At 72.8% G+C, this 19849-nt stretch carries 19 protein-coding genes; 13 read left to right on the top strand and 6 right to left on the bottom strand.

Going from position 1 to position 19849, the window contains the following annotated elements; genetic code table 11:
- Positions 1-36 precede the first annotated feature (36 nt).
- The 6 genes from AAEM63_RS12275 (at position 37) to AAEM63_RS12250 (ending at position 5423) form a co-directional block, all read left to right on the top strand.
- Positions 37-669, top strand: coding sequence for a DUF6318 family protein (locus AAEM63_RS12275; protein WP_341358559.1), 633 nt, complete (start codon positions 37-39; stop codon positions 667-669).
- 238 nt (positions 670-907) lie between these two features.
- Positions 908-1498: a hypothetical protein gene (locus AAEM63_RS12270; protein ID WP_341358558.1), complete on the top strand. Its 591-nt coding sequence runs from the start codon at positions 908-910 to the stop codon at positions 1496-1498.
- An 83-nt stretch (positions 1499-1581) separates the two neighbouring features.
- Positions 1582-2970 (top strand): extracellular solute-binding protein, encoded by a 1389-nt coding sequence (locus AAEM63_RS12265; RefSeq protein WP_341358557.1) that lies wholly within the window; start codon positions 1582-1584, stop codon positions 2968-2970.
- Between the two features lie 7 nt (positions 2971-2977).
- The gene (locus AAEM63_RS12260; protein ID WP_341358556.1) at positions 2978-3877 is read left to right on the top strand and encodes a sugar ABC transporter permease; all 900 of its coding nucleotides are present in this window, start codon (positions 2978-2980) and stop codon (positions 3875-3877) included.
- 25 nt (positions 3878-3902) lie between these two features.
- Positions 3903-4721, top strand: a complete 819-nt coding sequence (locus AAEM63_RS12255; RefSeq protein WP_341358555.1) for a carbohydrate ABC transporter permease — start codon at positions 3903-3905, stop codon at positions 4719-4721.
- Between the two features lie 48 nt (positions 4722-4769).
- Positions 4770-5423: an SDR family oxidoreductase gene (locus AAEM63_RS12250; protein WP_341358554.1), complete on the top strand. Its 654-nt coding sequence runs from the start codon at positions 4770-4772 to the stop codon at positions 5421-5423.
- On the opposite strand, the gene AAEM63_RS12245 is transcribed toward AAEM63_RS12250, so the two are convergent.
- Both AAEM63_RS12245 and AAEM63_RS12240 read right to left on the bottom strand, forming a co-directional pair.
- Positions 5362-5865 (bottom strand): hypothetical protein, encoded by a 504-nt coding sequence (locus tag AAEM63_RS12245; RefSeq protein WP_341358553.1) that lies wholly within the window; start codon positions 5863-5865, stop codon positions 5362-5364. The genes AAEM63_RS12250 and AAEM63_RS12245 overlap by 62 nt on opposite strands.
- Before the next feature lie 34 nt (positions 5866-5899).
- Complete coding sequence (locus AAEM63_RS12240) at positions 5900-6637, bottom strand: peptidase E (protein ID WP_341358552.1); 738 nt, start codon at positions 6635-6637, stop codon at positions 5900-5902.
- Between the two features lie 213 nt (positions 6638-6850).
- Here AAEM63_RS12240 and AAEM63_RS12235 point away from each other — a divergent pair, with 213 nt between their 5' ends.
- The 5 genes from AAEM63_RS12235 (at position 6851) to AAEM63_RS12215 (ending at position 10005) form a co-directional block, all read left to right on the top strand.
- Positions 6851-7081, top strand: coding sequence for a hypothetical protein (locus AAEM63_RS12235; protein WP_341358551.1), 231 nt, complete (start codon positions 6851-6853; stop codon positions 7079-7081).
- 269 nt (positions 7082-7350) lie between these two features.
- The gene (gene rplU / locus AAEM63_RS12230; protein ID WP_211338891.1) at positions 7351-7659 is read left to right on the top strand and encodes a 50S ribosomal protein L21; all 309 of its coding nucleotides are present in this window, start codon (positions 7351-7353) and stop codon (positions 7657-7659) included.
- 53 nt (positions 7660-7712) lie between these two features.
- On the top strand, positions 7713-7970 hold the full coding sequence (gene rpmA, locus AAEM63_RS12225) for a 50S ribosomal protein L27 (RefSeq protein WP_341358550.1): 258 nt from the start codon (positions 7713-7715) through the stop codon (positions 7968-7970).
- Between the two features lie 134 nt (positions 7971-8104).
- The gene (obgE, locus tag AAEM63_RS12220) at positions 8105-9637 is read left to right on the top strand and encodes a GTPase ObgE (RefSeq protein ID WP_341358549.1); all 1533 of its coding nucleotides are present in this window, start codon (positions 8105-8107) and stop codon (positions 9635-9637) included.
- A 122-nt stretch (positions 9638-9759) separates the two neighbouring features.
- A complete protein-coding gene (locus AAEM63_RS12215) occupies positions 9760-10005 on the top strand; it encodes a hypothetical protein (protein WP_341358548.1) in 246 nt (81 codons plus the stop codon).
- A 90-nt stretch (positions 10006-10095) separates the two neighbouring features.
- Here the strand turns inward: AAEM63_RS12215 and AAEM63_RS12210 are convergent, their stop codons facing one another.
- Positions 10096-11493 (bottom strand): FAD-binding oxidoreductase, encoded by a 1398-nt coding sequence (locus AAEM63_RS12210; protein ID WP_341358547.1) that lies wholly within the window; start codon positions 11491-11493, stop codon positions 10096-10098.
- A gap of 399 nt (positions 11494-11892) precedes the next feature.
- Complete coding sequence (locus tag AAEM63_RS12205) at positions 11893-14289, bottom strand: DUF222 domain-containing protein (RefSeq protein ID WP_341358546.1); 2397 nt, start codon at positions 14287-14289, stop codon at positions 11893-11895.
- 387 nt (positions 14290-14676) lie between these two features.
- On the opposite strand from AAEM63_RS12205, the gene proB reads away from it, so the two are divergent.
- Positions 14677-15819, top strand: a complete 1143-nt coding sequence (gene proB / locus AAEM63_RS12200) for a glutamate 5-kinase (RefSeq protein ID WP_341358545.1) — start codon at positions 14677-14679, stop codon at positions 15817-15819.
- Here proB and AAEM63_RS12195 read toward each other — a convergent pair.
- Positions 15794-16690, bottom strand: a complete 897-nt coding sequence (locus AAEM63_RS12195; protein ID WP_341358544.1) for a 2-phosphosulfolactate phosphatase — start codon at positions 16688-16690, stop codon at positions 15794-15796. The two genes, proB and AAEM63_RS12195, sit on opposite strands and share 26 nt — an antisense overlap.
- A gap of 124 nt (positions 16691-16814) precedes the next feature.
- The gene (locus tag AAEM63_RS12190) at positions 16815-17360 is read right to left on the bottom strand and encodes a flavin reductase family protein (protein WP_341358543.1); all 546 of its coding nucleotides are present in this window, start codon (positions 17358-17360) and stop codon (positions 16815-16817) included.
- An 837-nt stretch (positions 17361-18197) separates the two neighbouring features.
- On the opposite strand from AAEM63_RS12190, the gene AAEM63_RS12185 reads away from it, so the two are divergent.
- Positions 18198-19847: a TIGR04028 family ABC transporter substrate-binding protein gene (locus tag AAEM63_RS12185; RefSeq protein ID WP_341358542.1), complete on the top strand. Its 1650-nt coding sequence runs from the start codon at positions 18198-18200 to the stop codon at positions 19845-19847.
- The last annotated feature ends 2 nt before the right edge of the window (positions 19848-19849 follow it).

Genomic DNA, 19849 nt, shown 5'->3' with positions numbered 1-19849 from the left:
TAGCCGGACACCGCGGGTCGCTAATAGCGTCTGCCCATGGTGCTGGGGGAGAGACGACCGCGGACGATCGTCGGGGCGACGGCGGCGCTGACGCTGTCCATCCTGCTCGGCGGGTGCACGGACGGCTCCGCGGGAACGCCGACCCCTACCGTCTCCGCTTCGGAGGCGCCGTCGGTGGAGCCGTCCAGCGCGGCGCCCGAGCCGACGACCACCGCGCCGTCGGCGGAGGTCGAGAAGCCCGTACCACCGGAGGCGATGCGCCGCGACGACGTCGCCGGCGCGGAGGCCGCGGCGCAGTACTTCCTTAAGTTGTATCAGTACGCCTATGCCAGTGGAAGTACCGCTGAAATCCGCGCGATGTCGGATCCGGAGTGTGACTTCTGTACGGACGTCGTCTCAGACGTGGAGGAGCTTTATGGTGCGGGCGGATCGGCTGAAGGTGGTGACTTTTCAGTCCTCGACGCGACCGCCCATCCACCTTTGCAGGGCAATGAGTACTTCCGTGTAGACCTGCTGGCGGAGGAAGGACCGTCCCGAAGGGTCGAAGGTTCGGGCTCGTCCAGCACGGCTTCGGGTGGAAGGAGCGTCTTGATCTTCGCAATCGGTCGTGCAGTGGACGAGTGGCTGGTGAGGGAGGTGCAGGTTGAGGACGGAGAAGCGCTCGGCTAGAGGAGTGATTCGAGGAGCGAAGACAATCGTCGCCATAGTTGCGATAAGCAGTCTTTCGATCGCTTCCGCCTGGGCGGACAGTAGGTGGGAGGGCAACGCGGACAACGACGCGCTTGAGCTCACCGGATATTCGCGAGACGAGGTTCCGGCAGCGAACACCGGGTCGGGAACTGGCTCGGGCACACCATCGTCGCCGCCCTCCCAATCATCCGCCGCCGCGCCTCCTCCGCCGTGCTTCATGTACATCCCCATCGGCGGCGGGGTCTACGAGATCGACTTCACCGCGTGCGGGGAGTCCTTCCTCGTCGACTACACCGACATGGCACCGTGGATGATCGCTCCGGCCCCGGGGGACCCGGCCGCCCCCAATGCGCCGGCGCCGCTGCCCGTCGTCGTGACGGCGGAGGAGATGCGGCGACTCCCCATCGAGCCCGGCGGCCTGACCGTGCAGCCGGACCGTGGCTGGGTGCTCGTCAACCTCGACACCGTGGTGTGGACCGACGGCGCCACCCAAACCTTCGACACGGTGGTGCTCGGCACGCCGGTCCAGGTGCGGGTGAGCCCGGTGGACTACACGTGGGACTTCGGCGACGGTTCAGCGCCGCTGGTGACCACGGACCCCGGTGCGCCGTACCCCGACCACTCCGTCTCGCACATCTACGACCGTGCCGCGGAGGGCGCCACCGTCGAGCTGACCACGAGGTGGGCGGGCGAGTTCCAGGTCGCCGGCTCCGGGGTGTGGCTGCCGGTAGCAGGCCTGGCGACGACGACCGAGACCTCGGCGCCGTTCGACGTCCGCACCGCCGAGGCGAGCCTGACCGACGGCTGAACGGAATGTGCCCGAGTGGCGAGGCCCCCGACGGGGGCATCCTCGGTGACAATGAGGTGCTTGCACACGACGGGAGAACCAACATGACCAGCTCACTGCGCCACGCGCGCGGCGGCGTCGGGGTGGCCGCGCTCGCGGTCGCGTCCCTCGCCCTCGCAGCCTGCACCCCTGGCTCCAACACCGGCTCGGAGGAGACCTCGGAGCCCACCACCGGCGAGGCCGCCGAGGTGGTCACCGACATCTCGGACCTCGAGGACCAGACCCTCGTGGTGTGGGACCAGGAGGTCCGCGGGGGGCAGAACGAGCAGATGGAGCGCCTCAACGAGGCCTTCATGGAGCAGTACCCGAACATCACCATCGAGCGGAACTCCCAGGCCTTCGAGGACCTCGAGACCACGCTGCCCCTGGCCCTCACGGGTGACGACGCCCCCGACGTCGTGCAGGCGAACAACTCCCGCGGCCAGATGGGCCGGTTCGTCGGTGCCGGCCAGCTCGTCCCGCTGGACCCGTGGGCCGAGGCCTACGGCTGGACCGAGCGCTACCCCGAGTCGGTCCTGCAGTACTCCAGCTACAGCGAGGACGGCGCGACGTTCGGCGACGGCAACCTCTACGGCATGCCGCAGGTCGGCGAGATCGTCGGCGTCTACTACTCCAAGCCCAAGCTCGAGGAGCTCGGCCTGGAGGTCCCCGAGACGTGGGCCGACTTCGAGGCCCAGCTCGCCACCATCAAGGACGCCGGAGAGACCCCGCTCCTGCTGGGCAACATCGAGCAGTGGCCCGCTCTTCACGTCTTCGGCCCCGTCCAGGGTGCCTACGTCGACACGGCCGAGATCCGCACCCTCGGCTTCGGCAACGAGGGAGCCAGCTGGACCGCCGACTCCAACCTCCAGGCGGCCGCGACCATCCAGGAGTGGGCCGAGGCCGGCTACTTCAACGAGGGCTTCAACGGCGCCGACTACGACGCCGTCTGGCAGTCCCTCACGGAAGGCGGCGGCGTCTACCTCATCGGCGGCTCGTGGCTCGCGGCCGACCTCGAGGCCGCCATGGGCGAGGACGTCGGCTTCTTCCCGCCGCCGCCGGTCGAGGGCGCCGGGACGTCGGTGACCACCGGTGGCACGGGCCTGCCCTTCACCATCACCTCCGCGGCCGAGACGCCCGACGTCGCGGCGGCGTACATCGACTTCATCACCAGCGCCGACGCCATGGCGATCCTCGCCGAGACCGGCAACATGCCGGTCGTGGAGACGGCGGAGCACCTGCCCGAGGGCGGGGTCCAGTCGGAGATCTTCACCGCGTTCGACGAGGTCAGCCAGAACGACGGCCTCGTGCCCTACCTCGACTACGCCACCCCCACGATGGCGGAGACCATCGGGCAGGCCCTTCAGGCCCTCATGGCGGGGGAGATGACCCCGGAGGAGTTCACCGAGGCCGTCGAAGCGGACTATGCGGACTTCGTCGCCTCCAACCAGTGACGAGACGGTGCGGGGCCCGGGCGGCCCCGCACCGGTCCGTCGGCGGAGCCGTTACGGCCTGACGCCCTACTGGTTCCTGCTGCCCGCGCTCGTCGTCTACGCCCTGTTCCTGCTCTACCCCCTCGGCCGGGCCGTGCAGATCTCCCTGTACGACTGGGACGGGCTGAGCCTGGCGACGTTCGTGGGGCTGGCGAACTACGCCGACGTCCTCACCGACGACCGGCTCCGCAGCGCCTTCGGGCACTCCCTCGTGCTCATCTTCTTCTTCGCGGTCCTGCCGCTGGGCATCGGGCTCGTCCTGGCCGCCCTGCTCACCCGCGGCCAGGTCCGGGGTATGGGGTTCTTCCGCACGGTCATCTTCCTCCCGCAGGTCATCGCGATGGTCGTGGTCGCCGTCGCGTGGCGCCAGATCTACGCACCGGACGGGCAGCTCAACACGCTGTTGCGCGCAGTGGGCCTCGACGCCCTCACGCGCACCTGGCTGGGGGACTTCACCCTCACGCTCCCCGCCGTCGGGCTGATCGGCACGTGGGTCTCCACGGGCCTGGTGACGGTCCTGCTCATGGCCGGGATGTCGCGGATCCCGACGGAGCTGTACGAGGCCGCCACCCTCGACGGCGCCGGCGCGGTGCGCAGCTTCCTCTTCATCACGGTGCCGTCGGTGCGGGCGGAGGTCGTCGTCGCCCTGACGATGACCATCATCGCCGCGCTGAAGACCTTCGACCTCGTCTACGTCACCACCTCCGGCGGGCCGGGGGCGACGACGACGGTCCCCAGCTTCGAGGTCTACCGTCGGGCGTTCCAGCTCGGCGAGGTCGGCTCCGCAGCGGCGGTCGCCGTCGTCCTGACCGTCCTCATCTTCGGGATCAACATCGCAGTGAACCGCATCGGGGAGCGGGAGTCATGAGCGCGTCCGGTCCTGCGGCCGCCTCATGAGGATCTCCGCGGGGGAGCGCGCCACCAACTACGCCATCCTCATCCTCTTCGCCCTTGTCGCGCTGGCGCCCGTCCTGACGATCCTCCAGGCGGCGCTCGCGCCCGAGACACCCCAGGACGCTCTGACGGGACCTCCGCTCCACGTGGAGAACTTCGGCCGCGCCTGGGAGCAGGGCCGGTTCAGCGAGTACATGCTCAACTCGGTCGTCGTGGGCGTCATCGTCGTCTCGATGGCCACGACCTTCTCGATCATGGCGGGGTACGCCTTCGGGGCGTTCACGTTCCGCGGCTCCCAGCCGCTGTTCTACCTGTTCCTGCTGGGCATCATGGTGCCCACCGAGGCCATCGTCGTGCCGCTGTTCTTCGACCTCCAGGCACTCGGGCTCACCAACACCGTGTGGGCGATCGCCCTGCCGCAGGTGGCCCAGTCGGTGGCGTTCGGCACCTTCTGGATGCGGGCGTACTTCCGGGGCGCGAACCGCTCGCTCATCGAGGCCGCGCGGCTGGACGGTGCCGGGCACCACCGGGTGCTGTGGCAGGTGCTCGTCCCGGTCGCGCGCCCCGCGATCGTCACGCTCGTCCTGCTGACGTTCATGTGGACGTGGAACGAGTTCCTCATCCCGCTGGTGATGTCGCCCAACGCTCAGCTGCGCACCGCGCCGCTCGGGCTCGCGCTCTTCCAGGGCCAGTACGTCCAGGGCACCACGCTGCTCGCCGCCGCGGCCGTCCTCGTGGCCCTGCCCGTCGTGGTGCTCTACCTCGTCCTCCAGCGCCACTTCATCCAGGGGATGCTCGAGGGAGCGGTGCGCGAGTAGCGGGACCCGCCCGACGCTCGAGCGGCCGGTCCGGGTAACGTCGACGCCATGAGAATCGTCATCGCCGGTGGACACGGCAAGATCGCCCTCATCCTGACCCGGCAGCTCGCCGGCCGCGGCGACGAGGTGGTGGGCCTGGTCCGCAACCCCGCCCACGAGGCGGACGTGCGCGACGCCGGCGGCGAGCCGGTGCTGCTCGACCTCGAGACGGCGGCCCTCGAGGACGTCGCCGGCATCCTCCGTGGTGCCGACGCCGTCGTCTTCGCCGCCGGGGCCGGGGCGGGCAGCGGCGCCGCCCGCAAGGACACGGTCGACCGGGGCGCGGCCGTCCTCCTCGCCGACGCCGCCGAGCGCGCCGGGGTGCGCCGGTACGTCATGATCTCGTCCATGGGCGCCGCCACCGGCGGCGAGCCGGGCATGGACGAGGTCTTCGCCGCCTACCTCGACGCGAAGAAGGCCGCCGACGAGGACCTCATGTCCCGCGACCTCGACTGGACCGTCATCCGTCCGGGCGGACTGACCGACGACCCGGGCACCGGAACGGTCAGCGTGGGTCGCCCCGGCCGGGGCACGATCCCGCGCGAGGACGTCGCGCGCGTCGTCGTCGCCGCCCTGGACGACCCGGCCACGGCCGGGGTGGTCACCGAGGTCGTCTCCGGGCCGCACCGGGTGGCAGTCGCCCTGGCGGATCTGACCGACTGAGCGCGCGGCGGCGGTCCAGACCCGCCGCCGCCTGCGCCAGCCTCGTCTCGATCTCCAGCACCGAGCACGACATCTCGCCGGCGTCGACCGTCCCGGAGGCGATGAGCCACCGCACGAGCGAGTCGACGACGAGGAGCTGGGCGTGCGCGTCGGCCACCGAGGGCAGGAGCCACTCGGCGTCGACGAACCCGGGAAGCGCCGCGACGAGCGCCTCCGGTCCCGTCACCCGGGCCACGGCGCCCGCCGGGTCGAGCTGGCGCTCGGCCTCGACGAGCGCCCGTTCCGGCGTGGTGAGCCACTGCTCGGCCTCGGTGTCGAGGTAGACGTCGAGGTGGCGGCGCACGAGGCGGCCGCGCGCGTGGAGCGCGGGGTGCTGCAGCAGCCGCGACCGCGCCCAGAAGACGCCGATCACCTGCTCGGCGGAGAGGGGCACCGTGTCCATGAGGGCACCGTCCCACCCACCACTGACATCGCGGTCAGCCGCGCCGAAGCAGCCGCGGCTCGATGCGTTCCTCCACCGCGGCGCCGTCCGGACCGCGAGTGACCACGTACGCGCCCTTGCCCGGCACCTCCGTCACCGCCTCGGCCAGCTCGGTGCCGCGGTAGAGCAGCCCGACGCCGTCGTCCGTGCAGTACGTGGTGCCCAGCTCCCCGGCGGCGACGAGCTCGTGCACCAGCGGGCGGCGGCGCGGCTCGGAGTCGTAGTGCACCCCGTTGGCGTACGGCACCAGGCCCAGGCCGTCGTGGACGGCGCGCAGCTCGGGTCCGAAGGAGTCGGTCGTGCCCGAGGTGTGCCAACAGATCGAGCCGGCGCTGACGCCGGCCAGCACGACGCCGGCCTCCCACACGCGGCGGAAGATCGCGTCCAGTCCGTGCACGCGCCACACCGCGAGGAGGTTGGCCACCGACCCGCCGTCCACCCACACGACGTCCTGCTCGAGCAGGTACCCCTCGACGTCGTCGACGTTGGGCATGGTGAACAGCCGCAGCGGGTTCAGCTCGTACCCGGCCAGGCGCGCCGCCTCGTGGCGCTCGGCGATCGCCCAGCGCTGGTCGCCGGCGGCGGTGCCGAGGTAGCCCAGCCGGGGCGCTCGCCCACTCACCCCGGACAGCTCGACCGCGTGGTGCACCAGCGGACCGAGCTCGAGCTGGGTGCGGCGTCCGGGGACGTACCCGCCCGACGTGGCGAGGATGGTGGGGGAGTCGGCGGGCACAGGACCTCCAGGTCTCGGGACGACCGACGCTACCGGGCCGTCCGCTGGGCGGCTCGACACGTGGACCCGCCGCACGCGGCCGGGCAGTCAGAAGACCCAAACTCTCCTATCTAGTATCTAGCCAAGCGAGCGATGTGTGTGTAGCGTCCCTCTTGACGGCCCGACGACGGGCCGACGAGGCGGGCGCCGGCCCCCGGGTAGAAGGAGATCCTCATGAAGAAGACACTCATCGCCGCCGCAGTACTCGGGCTCGGCCTCCTGGCCGCCCCGGCCTCCGCCGCGGGCCACATGCCGCCCGGCAAGACCATCCAGGACAGCTGCGGCACGTCCTTCGGCCAGCTGGTCGGTCCGGCCAGGGCCGCGGGCGACTCGGCGCACCCCAACTACGCCGGTGGCGCCAACGCCTTCGTCGGCGTCGCGGTCGTCCACGGCTGCGCCGGCTGACCCGACGTGACAGGCCCCGTCCCCGCTGGGGCGGGGCCTTCGCGCTGCTCGCAGCGGCTGCCTCGCTCGCGTAGCCTTGTGCCCGATCCCACAGGGCAGGACCGCTGGTGGGGCCCCGCGGACATTTGCCCGCAGGACCCCCAGCGCGTAACCTAGAGCGTCGGTGCGCCTCCGCGGCGCGCCTGTTCCGTGAAGTCCGGCAGCCCCGGCGGGATCTCAGGTCCCCGGGAGCCGTGACCCCACCCGTAACGACAGAGATGAGCAGCAACGTGGTGTACGCGATCGTCAAGGCCGGCGGCCGTCAGGAGAAGGTGTCCGTCGGCGACGTCGTCGTCGTCGACAGGCTGACCGGTGAGGTCGGCGAGACCGTCGAGCTCGAGCCGATCATGCTCGTCGACGGTGACAAGGTCACCACGGGCGCCGGCGACCTCGGCAAGGTCAAGGTCACCGCCGAGATCGTCCGGGCCGAGAAGGGCCCGAAGATCTCGATCATGAAGTTCAAGAACAAGACCGGCTACCGCAAGCGCCAGGGCTACCGCAGCCAGCGCACGCGCCTGAAGGTCACCGGCATCAACTGACTCGCGGCCCGCCAGGGTCCGTTCGTATCGAGCAATCAGAAAGCAGGTTCGAGATGGCACACAAGAAGGGCGCCAGCTCCTCCCGGAACGGCCGCGACTCCAACGCCCAGCGTCTGGGCGTCAAGCGCTTCGGTGGCCAGGTCGTCAAGGCCGGCGAGATCATCGTCCGCCAGCGCGGCACCCACTTCCACCCCGGTCTGAACGTCGGCCGTGGCAAGGACGACACCCTCTTCGCCCTCGAGCCCGGCGCCGTCGCCTTCGGCACCCGCCGCGGCCGCAAGGTCGTCGACATCGTCCTGGCGAACGCCTGAGCAACACCTTCAGCTCCGGGCAGGGGCGGACGGCGCACAGCCGTCCGCCCCTGTTCCATGCCTGAGGTCCGCAGGACCGCACCACCCACGGGGCGCCCCACGGCGCGCCGGACCCGAGAGAGAGGACGACGGCGATGGCCACCTTCGTCGATCGCGTGGTTCTCCACGTCGCCGCGGGCGACGGCGGGAACGGCTGCGCGTCCATCCGGCGCGAGAAGTTCAAGCCGCTCGCCGGCCCCGACGGCGCGAACGGCGGCAAGGGCGGTGACGTCATCCTCGTCGTCGACCCCCAGACCACGACGCTGCTGCCCTACCACCACTCCCCGCACCAGCGGGCGACGTCCGGCACCCAGGGGGCCGGTGACATGCGCGCGGGCAGGACCGGTGAGGACCTGATCCTCCCCGTCCCCGACGGCACGGTCGTCAAGACCCTCGACGGCGAGGTCCTCGCCGACCTCGTCGGTGCTGGCACGCGGTTCGTCGCCGCCCAGGGCGGCCACGGCGGGCTCGGCAACGCCGCCCTGTCCTCGCCGCGGCGCAAGGCTCCCGGCTTCGCCCTCCTGGGCGAGGAGGGGGAGCAGGTCGACCTCGTCCTCGAGCTGAAGTCCGTCGCCGACGTCGCGCTCGTGGGTTTCCCGAGCGCCGGGAAGTCCTCGCTCATCGCGGCCATGTCCGCCGCGCGTCCCAAGATCGCCGACTACCCGTTCACCACGCTCGTGCCCAACCTCGGCGTCGTCCAGGCCGGCTCGGAGCGCTACACCGTCGCCGACGTCCCGGGCCTCATCCCCGGCGCCTCGCAGGGCAAGGGCCTGGGTCTGGAGTTCCTGCGTCACATCGAGCGCTGCGCCGTCGTCGTCCACGTCCTCGACTGCGCCACGCTCGAGCCGGGCCGCGACCCGGTGAGCGACCTGGACACCATCGAGGCCGAGCTCGCCGCCTACGCCGGGGACCTCGACCTCGCCGGGGGGCGGGTTCCGCTCATGGAGCGCCCCCGCGTCGTCGTCCTCAACAAGATCGACGTCCCCGAGGCGCGGGACCTCGCCGAGATGGTCCGCCCCGAGCTGGAGCAGCGCGGCCTGCGGGTCTTCGAGATCTCGACGGCGAGCCACGAGGGTCTGCGGCAGCTGTCGTTCGCGCTGGCCGAGATCGTCGCGCGGGCGCGGGCCGAGGCCCCCACGCAGGAGGCTACCCGGGTGATCCTGCGGCCCACCGCCGTCGACGACGCCGGGTTCACCGTGACCCGCCGCAACGGGCCGGACGGGGTGTTCTACCAGGTGCGTGGCGCCAAGCCCGAGCGGTGGGTGCGTCAGACCGACTTCAACAACGACGAGGCCGTCGGCTACCTCGCCGACCGGCTCAACCGGATCGGCGTCGAGGACCAGCTCTACCGCGCCGGTGCCGTCGCGGGCGACACGGTCGTCATCGGTGCGGTCGAGGGCGGGGTCGTCTTCGACTGGGAGCCCACCATGCAGACCGGTGCCGAGCTGCTCGGGCCGCGCGGCACCGACCTGCGCCTGGAGGAGACCGCGCGGCCGACCCGTGCGGAGAAGCGCCGCGGTTACCACGAGCTCATGGACGCCAAGAGCGCCGCTCGCGACGAGCTGTGGACCGAGCGTCAGCATGGCGTGTGGACCGATCCCGAGGACGTCGACGACCAGACCTCCTGACGGCGGCCGTGCAGGTCCGGCAGGGCAGCCCGCCGCACCTCGGGATGGGCGGCGCAGCCGCCTCGCAGGGCGAACGGTCCGCTCGCCGCGCCGTCGGGCGGGTTCGGTGCGACCGTAGGCGCATGAGCGAGGACGAGCGCATTGCACCGCCCGACGAGGACTCCGGCCGCCGCGCCGCGCCACCCACCACGTCGGGTCCCGCCGACCTGACCTACGGCGCGGCGGACCCGGACCGGTCCGACGAGCTGGGCCCGTCGCCTGACGTCCACGGCGAGGAGGGTGGCGGCGACCCCGCCGCCGGGGCCGAGGCGGACACGGCCGTCGGGGACTCCGAGGATCGCGAACGGCCCCGGGGGTTCACGCCGTAGCCGGGCGCGATCGGGCAGCACGAGCGGTCAGCCCGGCAGCTTCACCGGTCGGCCCGGCAGCTTCGGCGGTCAGCCCGGCAGCTCGAGCGGTCAGCCCGGCGGGATGTTGTGGTTGAGCCGGAAGAGGTTCTCCGGGTCGTAGCGACGCTTGAGCGCCACCAGCCGGCCCGTCGCCTCCTCGCCGTAGATCGTCCGTGCCCAGGCGGCGCCGTCGGCCACCTCGGACCCACCCATGAAGTTCACGTACAGCCCGCCGGTCGCGAACGGTGCCATGTCGGCCGCGAGGCCACGGACGAAGGCCGTGTGGTGGGCGTCGTCCGCCGGGTCGGTCCAGAAGCCGTAGATGTTGAGCCAGAACCTGGCGGACCGTGCCGGGAAGGGCGATCCGCCCTCGGGCTCCCGCTCGTACGCCCCGGCCATGTGGTGGATGTCGTACCCGGTGCCCACCCAGGTCTGCTCGGTGCCGCGTCGGACGAGGACCTCGATCACCTCGTCGTCGAGGCGGTCGAACGAGGCGTTCTTCCAGTAAGCCCGTGAGCCGGGCGGCAGGAAGGCGTCCTGCGCCGTCTGGACGTCTCTCCACGTGGCCGGTCCCGACTCCTCGGCGTCCGGCGGGGCGACAGCCCGCAGCTCGGCGACGACGGCCTCGCCGGCGTCGTGGTCGGGCAGGGCCCAGACGTAGCCGACCATGAGGACCGGGTCGTCGCCGGCGTCCAGCTCCGGCGGCGGGGTCATGACCGAGACGATCGTCTGCATGGCCTCGGGCATCTCGCGGGTCCAGCGCTCGTAGGAAGCGAGCACCTCCCGCCAACGGGGCAGGCCGTACAGGAGCGTGCCCGCGAGCACTCGTTCGGGCAGGGGGTAGGCGCGGAACGTCAGGGAGACGGCGACACCGAAGTTCCCGCCGCCGCCTCGGAGACCCCAGAGCAGCTCGGGGTCGCCGTCGTCGCCGGCGCGCACCACCTCACCCGTCGCTGTCACCACGTCCGCCGCCAGGAGGTTGTCCGCGGCCAGCCCGTAGGCCCGGGTCAGCCAGCCGACACCGCCGCCGAGCGTGAGACCACCGACCCCTGTGCGTGAGACGACCCCCAGCGGGACGACGAGTCCGTGCGGCACCGTCGCGGCGTCGACGTCGGAAAGGAGCGCGCCGCCGCCGGCGGTGACCGTCCGAGCGCGGGGATCGGTAGTGACGGCGTTCAGCGCCCCCAGATCTAGGACGATGCCGCCGTCGACCGTGCCGTTGCCGGCGACGCCGTGCCCGCCGCCCCGCACGGCGAGGGTGAGCCCGCGGTCCCGCGCGACCAGAACGGTGTGGCGCACGTCGTCCACCGAGGAGGCCCGCACGACGGCGAGCGGACGCGCGTCGACCATGCCGTTCCAGACCCGCCGCGCTTCGTCGTAGCCCTCGTCGCCTGGCCCCAGTACCTGTCCCGCGACCTGCTCGCGCAGGCCTTCGACCGGTTCGGCAAGGGTCGGTCCGTCGTCCATGTCCACCACGCCTCGACCGCCTGGCAGGGGGGCGGACGGCCCGGGCGGTGTCGGCGAGCCCGCGAGAGGGGCCGTGCACATGCACGGCTCCCTCGCCGTCGGGGTGCAGCAGCCCGGCACCCCCTGCAGTCGCGGGAACGCGCGCCCGGCGGTGAGGAGCTCCATCGTCCGCCGGGGACGAACCGGGCACAAGGGTCAGGACTTGGGGCGCCGACGCCGCTCTCCGGTCCAAGCGCCGTGGGGCTCTTGGTATCGGCATCCCAGCGGCATCTGAGCCCCTCGTCCAGCCCCCCCGTCGGAGCGTTCGCCTCATCGGATCCCTCGGACACCGAGTCCGGCCCCGGCCGTGGGATGTCGTCCCGGTCCGTCCGCACTCAGCGTGTCTGATCAGTAGGGAGATCAGTAGGGCGGGGTGCCGGGGTCTGGGGGTGGATCGCCGGGTGCGGCGCCGGTGAGGTGTTTCGTCGTGGGTCGGCGGTCGGCGAGGTGGGGCGGTGTGTGGGGGAGCATGGTGATGGTGCCGTTGATCTCTCGTCGGTAGGCGTGTCCGGTGGGGGTGAGCCATTCGAAGATGCCGGGTTGGGGTTGGACGACGGTGAAGATGCCGGCGGTTTTGATGGTGTGGTCGCGGGTGCACAGGGGTCCGCCGTTGTGTGCGGCGGTGGGGCCGCCGTGGGCCCAGGCTTGGGTGTGGTCGTACTGGCAGCGGTGGGCGGGGGTGGTGCAGCCGGGGCGGACGCAGGTGCGGTCGCGTTGGCGGACGTGGTCGAGGAGGTCGGCGGGGGGCCGGTAGCGGGTGCGGCCGACGTCGAGGACGGCTCCGGTGAGGGGGTCGGTGACGATCCGGCGCCAGGTGCCGCCGGCGGCGAGGGCGCGGGCGACGTCGGGGGTGATGGGGCCGTAGCCGGTGAGGGTGGCGACACCGGCGGGCGGGTCGTCGGGGAACTCGCCGGGCACCGCGGGCGTGTCCTGCGGTGGGTCAGAGGTCGGCGTGTCCTGCGGCTGGTCAGACGTCGGCCCGTCCTGCGGCGGGTCGGACGTCGGCGGGTCGGAGGTCGGCGGTGACTCTGCCGTGTCGTCGGGCGGCTGGCCGGGCACCGTGGGAGCGTCCTGCGGCGGACCTGACGTCGGCGGCGGCTGCTGCGTGGTGGTGGTCGGTGGGGTGGCGGTGGCTGGTGGGAGGAGGACGGACAGGGGTACGTCGAGGCGGATGTCGACCTTGGGTGGGTCGCCGAACCACTCGCCGTCGGCGGGGATGAGCAGGTGCAGCGGGGGCAGGCAGGGGCCTTCGCTGGGGTCCTGGGGGGCGGCGGGGCACCGGCAGGTCGTCCCGGACTCGACGGCCCCGGTCCCGGCGTCGGCCTCGGTTCGCGGCCCGGCTGCGGTATCGGCATCGGCGTCGGCGTCGGCATCGGTATCGGCTGCGGTGGCGGCGTCGGCGTCGGCGTCGGGGTCGCTGTTGGTGGCGGCGTCGGCGTCGCCCTCGGCGTGGTCGTGGTCGTGGCCGGGGGTGTGGGTGGTGGGGCGGAAGCGGCCGGTGATGAGGGCGAGGAGGATGTCGGCTCGGAGCTGGTCGGTGGTGCGGGTGTCGCCGGCGGCGCGGGCGCTCTGGGCCATGTGGTCCAGGACGAGGTCGATCTGGACGCAGCTGGTGGCGGTGGTGACGGCGCTGATGCGGCCCATGCCGTCGGGTAGGGGCTGGGTGTGGGTGACGTGGCGGCGGGCGCGGGCGCGGTGGTGGCGGGCCTGGGCATCGTGGGGGTCGACGGCGATGAGCTTGTCGGCGAGGTCGCGCACGAGCTGGGGGTGGGTGCGCCGGTCGGCCTCGGTGAGGATGTCGTGCTCGACCATCCACGCCACGGGGGTGGGGCTGTGGTGGAGGGTGGCGACGATGGTGGCGGCCTTGCGGTAGTCGATCTGACCGGATTCGAGGTGGGCGCGGGTCGCGGCGAAGGACCGGGTCAGGCCCTGCCCGGTGGCGACGAGCTTGGCGGCGTCCTGCCGGGTGGTGGCCAGGCGCAGGGCGAGCTCTTCGGCGGTGCCGTCGATGGTCTTGGGGGCGGCCGCGCCGGTCTTGGCGTACATCACCGGTTCGGTGGCGACGTGGGCGGCGGCGAGCGCGGCCCGTCCGGCGGACCAGGACTCCAGGCGTTTGTAGGCGGCGACGACCTCGACCTTGGCGAAGGGGGCGAGGGCGTCGAGGTCGATCTCGTCCAGCAGGGCGGCGAGCTCGGGGCCCGGGGCCATCGAGGCCAGGACGTTCAGGGCCACCCCGAGGGTGGCCGCGTGCTCGGCGTAGACCTGGGCGATGACCTCCGCGATCGGCCGGTCGAGCCGACGCCGCCGCCTGACCCGCGCAGCATCTTCGTCCTCATCCCCGTCCCCGTCTCCGGCCGAGTCCTCACTGTCGGTGGCGGGCGGGGTGAGGGGCTCGGCGACGGCCTGGTACCCGCCGGGGCCGAGGAGCTGGTCGAAGACGTCCTGGGACCAGCGGTGGCCGTCGTGGGCCTGGTCGGCCAGGCCCTTGATGCCCAGCGTGGTCAGGGTGCGGGCCCGGGCGATGCGTTCCTCGGTCCGCCACTGCCGCTGCACGGCGATCAGGTGCTCGCACCCACCGTTGGTCAGCGCGTCGGCGTAGCAGCAGTACCCGCGCTCGCGCGCCTGCGCATCCCGGTCATCGGCATCGCTGCCCTGGGCGGCCCGGGCGTCGCCATCACGAGTGTGGGTGTCCGCAGGCCGGTCGTCGCCGGCCGAGCCGTCGCGGTCGCGGGCCGCCGACTCGGGGTCCTGGTCCACCGCTCCCACCTCCACCTCGAACTGATGTTCCCACCGTAGAGACGGGGTGTGACATCGACACCACGACTGTGAACACCGCCCCGACGACGGCCCTGTGAGCTCGCCGCTATGCCGGTAGCGGCCGGTGAGCAGGATGGTCGAGCAGGCGGCTCAGCGGTGACGTCCTCGTGTGGAGGCTGGAGACAGACAAGGCTGGAGGATCCGGTTCGTCGAGCAGAGACGGCTCGTCGCGCGACGACACGGGAGGCCCGACGGAGTGGTCCGGCGAGCAGAGCGTCGTCTCCGCCGGCCCGTCGGTACCCGACGGACCGTGGCGGCTCGCACGGGCGCGCGTCCACCGGCCGACCAGCGGCACCGCCCACGGGGCTCATGGGGAAGGATGGGATCGTGAACAAGCCCCTCGCCGACCGCTCCGGGATCGCCACGGCAACCCGCGTCGTGGTCAAGGTCGGGTCCTCCTCGCTCACCGCCGCCGACGGGCGGCTGAGCATGCCGGCCCTGCACACCCTCGTGGAGATCCTCGCGGCGCGCCGCGCCCGGGGTCAGCAGATCGTCCTCGTCTCCTCCGGCGCGATCTCCGCCGGCATGACGCCGCTCGGCCTCACCGGCCGTCCCCGGGACCTCGCGACTGCCCAGGCCACCGCCTCGGTGGGCCAAGGCATCCTCGTTGCCCGCTACACGGAGGCGTTCGCCTACTACGGCCAGCGGGTGGGACAGGTGCTCCTCACGGCTGAGGACCTCATTCGACGCACGAACTACGCCAACGCCCAGCGCGCCCTCGAGCGGCTCCTGGCCCTCGGCGTCGTGCCGATCGTCAACGAGAACGACACCGTCGCCACCGACGAGATCCGGTTCGGGGACAACGACCGCCTCGCCGCACTCGTCTCCCACCTCGTCCGCGCCGACGCCATGGTCCTGCTCACCGACGTCGACGGTCTCTACGACGGCCCGCCCGGACGCGCCACCAGCCGTCTCGTACCGCAGGTCGACGGGCCGGCCGACCTCGCGCACGTGGAGGTCACCGGCCGCGGGAGCGAGATCGGCACCGGCGGGATGGTCACCAAGCTCGACGCCGCCGCGATCGCCACGGGATCGGGGATCCCCGTGGTCCTGACCTCGGCCGACCGTGCGCGCCAGGCCCTCGACGGCGAGAACGTCGGCACGTGGTTCTCGGCCACCGGGAAGCGCAAGTCGGCCCGACGGCTCTGGCTCGCCCACGCGGCCCAGATCCGCGGCCGCCTGCACCTCGACGCCGGAGCCGCCCGGGCCGTCACCGATGGCAAGCGTTCACTCCTGGCGGCCGGGGTGGTCGGGGTCGACGGCGAGTTCGAGGCCGGCGACGCCGTCGAGCTCGTCGGTCCCGACGGCGTCGTCGCGCGCGGGCTGAGCGCCTACGGCTCGGCCGAGATCCCCGAGATGATGGGCAAGTCCACCGACCAGCTGCGCGGACCTGAGGACGACCGCCACCCGCGCGCGGTGGTCCACCGTGACGACCTCGTCCAGGTCAGGGTGCGGCTGCGGCGTCCCTGAACGCCCCGCCGCTCAGCAGCGGCACCACGGTGTCGACGTCGACGTCCGCCGCGGCGGCGAGGTCGTCCTGCCAGCCGACGGCGACCAGCTCGCGGCCGGAGGCGCAGCCGCGCAGCGCCGCACCGAGGTCACCCACGCCCTCGAGGGCCGCGGCGGCCGCGCGCGCCTCGGGGGAGCGGTGGCCGGGCCAGACGTGGAGGGCGCGCAGGACGGCGGCAGCGCCCAGGAGGTTCTCCAGGGCCGGGCGCAACGTGCCGTCGGGCCAGCGCTCGCCGGCCGCCACGACGTTCACCGGCCGGTCCGGCGTGCCGAAGCCGCGGGCGGTGGCCCACGCCGCCACGGCCCGCGCGTTCCGGAGTGCGGCGGTGACGACCGCGGCCGCCGGGATGCCCGCGGCGGGTGTGGCGCCGGTGGCCGACGTGGCGCCCGCGGGGGTGGCATCCGCGGTGGGCGTGGCGCCGGTGGCAGCCGCGGTGCGGGCACCAGACGTAGCCGCCGCAGGCCTGGTTCCGGCACGGTCAGCCGCGGCAGCGATGGCGGAGCCGTTGCGCGAGGGCAGGACGAGGCGGGGCACGGCCGGGGCGCGCAGGGCCAGCGCGGGGGAGAGTGACCACGGGTGGTCCGGGGTCGCCCGGCGGCGCGGTGCGGCCAGGGTGGCGCCGGTCCGGCGCGCGAGGTCGGCGGCCGAGTCGTCGTCGCCGCAGGGGTGTACCGCAATGCCCCGGCCGACGGCGATGGCGACGGTGGTGCTGAAGGAGAGCACGTCGACGACGACCACGAGCGCGTGGCGGTGCGCCAGGGCCCGAGCACCCGCGAGGCCCCAGTCGAACCTCGTGCCGTAGCCCGCCTGGGCGCGGGGGTCGGCGTCCATGACGCACACGATACGGAGAGCGGGGCCCACGGCGATCGGCGCGGACCCGCCCAGCCGGACGATCCGGATGCGCGGGCAACGACACTCGCGGGGACGGACGAGAGGGACCCGCGCAGGTGGAGGGTCAGGTCGTGGTGTGGCCGCCGAGGCGGTGGTACGTGCGGTTCTCGTAGACGAGCGGAGCGGCGGCCCGGTCGTCGGCGCGGACCGCCCGCAGCGTGACGAGCAGGCTGTCGCCGACGGGGACGCGCTGCTCGACCGTGCCCCGGACCCAGGCACGGACCCCGGGCAGCACGGGCTCACCGGTGGGCAGCGGGAGCCAGTCCAGGCCGGCGAACCGGTCCACGCCGCGGCGGGCGAACCGTGCGGCGAGATCCTCCTGGTCGGCCGCGAGGAAGTTGACGGCGACCCCGCGCGCCGCCTCGACCGCGGTACGCGCGGAGGAGGTCGAGGCCAGGGAGAAGGCGAGCATCGCGGGCGCGGCGGACACCGAGATGACAGAGGTGGCGGTGAAGCCCACCGGCCCGTGCGGGCCGGCGAGGGTGATCACCGCGACGCCGCCGGGGTGGTGGCGGAAGATCCGCTTGAACTCCTCGGGGCCGATCTCCGCGCCGTGGCGGGCCGGGTCCTCGGCCGCGCAGGGGAGCGCGACCACGTCCTCGGCACTCATGCGGCACTCCTCGGTCCGGTGACAGGTCTCGTGGACCTTACGACGGGCGCGGGCCGCCGGCGCGTGGACGGACCCGGTCGTCTCGCGGACGGAGACGGCGACGCTCCACGGACGCTGGCGTCTCGCTTGGCGAGACGGACAAGACGGACAGGGGCGGGGGTGGGGTGAGCCGGGCAGTCTTCCTCCCACGAGGGCCCCGGAGACGCCGGAGCCGGCCCCGCCCGCAAGACGGAGGAACGATGACGGAGAGCACGGGTCCGGCCCGCAGCTTCCTCGGTGGCGCGCCCGTGACGGGCACCCGCCGCTGTCGTCCCATGACCGTGCGGGCCTGTATGCGCAGGTCCTGCGCCGGCTGACCGACCTCCCGTCGGACCCCGGCCAGGACCTTCCCACCAGTTTCGCGAAGGCGGCTCAGCTCGGCGCCACCGGTCGCAGCCCGGGCATCTGAGGACGGTCTCGTGCCGTTCCGGTGGCCGCCAGTGCTCCGGCAGCCCCTGCGTGTTCCGGCGGGTACTTGCTGCTCCGGTAGATACCAACCGGTTGGGTGACACCCACCGGTCCGCTGGATCCCCACCGTTCCGGTGCCTCGGCCTCGACGCATCGTCCGACCGCGTCACCGGTCGTCGCGCCGACGCCCGTCCAGCGAGGCCGTGCGCCATGACCTGCCCCGACGTCCCGCACGGCCCCCGGGCCCCGCGGCCCGGGTGAAGAACCCGGGTGAAGACCCAGGCGAACGGCCCTGGTGAACGGCTCCGGTGCACGGCCGTCGCCTGTAGTCCCGCACCACCCTGACTCCTCGGCACCGCCACGGCGCCGACCCACCCGTGAAGGATCGACATGAACCGCCCCTCCCGCACCCTGCGCAGGGCCGCCCCGGCCCTCGGCGCCCTCGTCGCGGCCTCCCTGCTCGCCGCGTGCTCATCCGCCCAGTCGTCGGCGCCGGCCACCACAGGCGCCGCCCCCTCCGGGGAGCCCGTGACCGGCGGTGAGCTCGTCTACCTCGAGTACCAGCCGCACACCAACCTCTACCCGCCCCAGGCCGGCTTCTACCCCAACGGCGGGCTCGTCAACAACATCACCGACCGGCTCACCTACCAGGACCCCGAGACCCTGGAGATCCACCCGTGGGTCGCCACGGACTGGGAGGTCAACGCCGACGCCACGGAGTACACCTTCGACCTGCGCGAGGGCGTCACCTTCTCCGACGGCACGGCCTTGGACGCCGAGGTCGTGGCGAAGAACTTCGACACCTACGGCCTCGGCGACAGCGAGCTCGGCCTGACCGTCTCGGAGGCGATCAACAACTACGCCGGCAGCGAGGTGGTCGACGCGGACACCGTCCGGTTCCACTTCGACGCCCCCGCCCCCGGCTTCCTCCAGGCCACCTCCACGATCAACTCCGGGCTCCTCTCGGCCGACACGCTGGACCGCAGCCTCGAGGAGCTCGGGGCCGGCAGCTCGACCGACGTCGTCGGCTCGGGCCCGTTCGTCATCGCCTCGGAGGAGGTGGGCTCGCAGATCCGGCTCGAGGCCCGTGAGGACTACGACTGGGCCCCGCCCGCCCTGGAGCACCAGGGCCGCGCCTACCTCGACGCCATCACGATCGTCGTCACCCCCGAGGACAGCGTTCGCATCGGTTCGCTGACCTCCGGTCAGGCCGACTACGTCCGGTACGTCCAGGCGCACGACGAGGCCCAGGTGGAGTCCGCCGGCTTCGCCCTGCACGCGCCCCAGACCCGCGGGGTCAACAACGGCCTGGCGCTGCGGCCCACGCACCCGATCCTCAGCGACGTCCGCGTCCGCCAGGCGCTGCTGCACGGCGTGGACGCCCAGGAGGTCGTCGACACCGTCTACACGGCCAACTACCCGGTGGCCACCTCGCACCTGGCGGCCACCGCGCTCGGCTACAGGGACCAGGGCGACGCCCTCGCCCACGACCCCGAGCTGTCGCAGAGCCTCCTCGACGACGCGGGCTGGGTCCCCGGCGCCGACGGCATCCGGGAGAAGGACGGCGAGCGGCTCTCGCTCGACGTCTACGCCTCCAACGCCCAGCCGCTGTCCAAGCCCAACCTCGAGCTTGTCTCCCAGCAGCTGGCGGAGATCGGCGTCGAGCTCAACGTCAAGACCGCCGACTCCGCGACGATCACCGCGAACTCGCGCGACCCGCTCAAGACCCCGCTCTACCACTCCATGGTCGGACGGGCGGACTTCGACGTCATCAAGAGCCAGTTCCACACCGCCAACCGCGACGTGCTCATCTCCGACGACCCCACCCTCGACGAGCTCCTCGAGGCCGTCGCCTCCGAGCCCGACGCCGCGGCCCGGGCCGAGCGCTCCGGCGAGGTCCAGGACTACCTCACCGAGCAGGCGTACTACATCCCGCTCTTCGAGGAGCCGCAGGTCTACGGCGTCGCCCCGCGCGTCCAGGGCGCCGGGTTCGAGTCGGTCGGTCGGCCGGCGTTCTACGACACCTGGCTCAGCGAGTAGCC

Source organism: Georgenia sp. M64, from assembly GCF_038049925.1.
In the GTDB taxonomy this organism is placed as follows: domain Bacteria; phylum Actinomycetota; class Actinomycetes; order Actinomycetales; family Actinomycetaceae; genus Georgenia.
This window is presented reverse-complemented; position numbering and strand designations above follow the sequence as displayed.

Coding starts and splice junctions, on each gene's coding strand:
- AAEM63_RS12185 (WP_341358542.1), top strand. CDS start 18,198: ATGAACCGCCCCTCCCGCACCCTGCGCAGGGCCGCCCCGGCCCTCGGC.
- rpmA (WP_341358550.1), top strand. CDS start 7,713: ATGGCACACAAGAAGGGCGCCAGCTCCTCCCGGAACGGCCGCGACTCC.
- AAEM63_RS12255 (WP_341358555.1), top strand. CDS start 3,903: ATGAGGATCTCCGCGGGGGAGCGCGCCACCAACTACGCCATCCTCATC.
- AAEM63_RS12215 (WP_341358548.1), top strand. CDS start 9,760: ATGAGCGAGGACGAGCGCATTGCACCGCCCGACGAGGACTCCGGCCGC.
- obgE (WP_341358549.1), top strand. CDS start 8,105: ATGGCCACCTTCGTCGATCGCGTGGTTCTCCACGTCGCCGCGGGCGAC.
- AAEM63_RS12270 (WP_341358558.1), top strand. CDS start 908: ATGTACATCCCCATCGGCGGCGGGGTCTACGAGATCGACTTCACCGCG.
- AAEM63_RS12275 (WP_341358559.1), top strand. CDS start 37: ATGGTGCTGGGGGAGAGACGACCGCGGACGATCGTCGGGGCGACGGCG.
- AAEM63_RS12265 (WP_341358557.1), top strand. CDS start 1,582: ATGACCAGCTCACTGCGCCACGCGCGCGGCGGCGTCGGGGTGGCCGCG.
- AAEM63_RS12235 (WP_341358551.1), top strand. CDS start 6,851: ATGAAGAAGACACTCATCGCCGCCGCAGTACTCGGGCTCGGCCTCCTG.
- AAEM63_RS12195 (WP_341358544.1), bottom strand. CDS start 16,690: ATGGACGCCGACCCCCGCGCCCAGGCGGGCTACGGCACGAGGTTCGAC.
- AAEM63_RS12250 (WP_341358554.1), top strand. CDS start 4,770: ATGAGAATCGTCATCGCCGGTGGACACGGCAAGATCGCCCTCATCCTG.
- AAEM63_RS12210 (WP_341358547.1), bottom strand. CDS start 11,493: ATGGACGACGGACCGACCCTTGCCGAACCGGTCGAAGGCCTGCGCGAG.
- AAEM63_RS12245 (WP_341358553.1), bottom strand. CDS start 5,865: ATGGACACGGTGCCCCTCTCCGCCGAGCAGGTGATCGGCGTCTTCTGG.
- AAEM63_RS12190 (WP_341358543.1), bottom strand. CDS start 17,360: ATGAGTGCCGAGGACGTGGTCGCGCTCCCCTGCGCGGCCGAGGACCCG.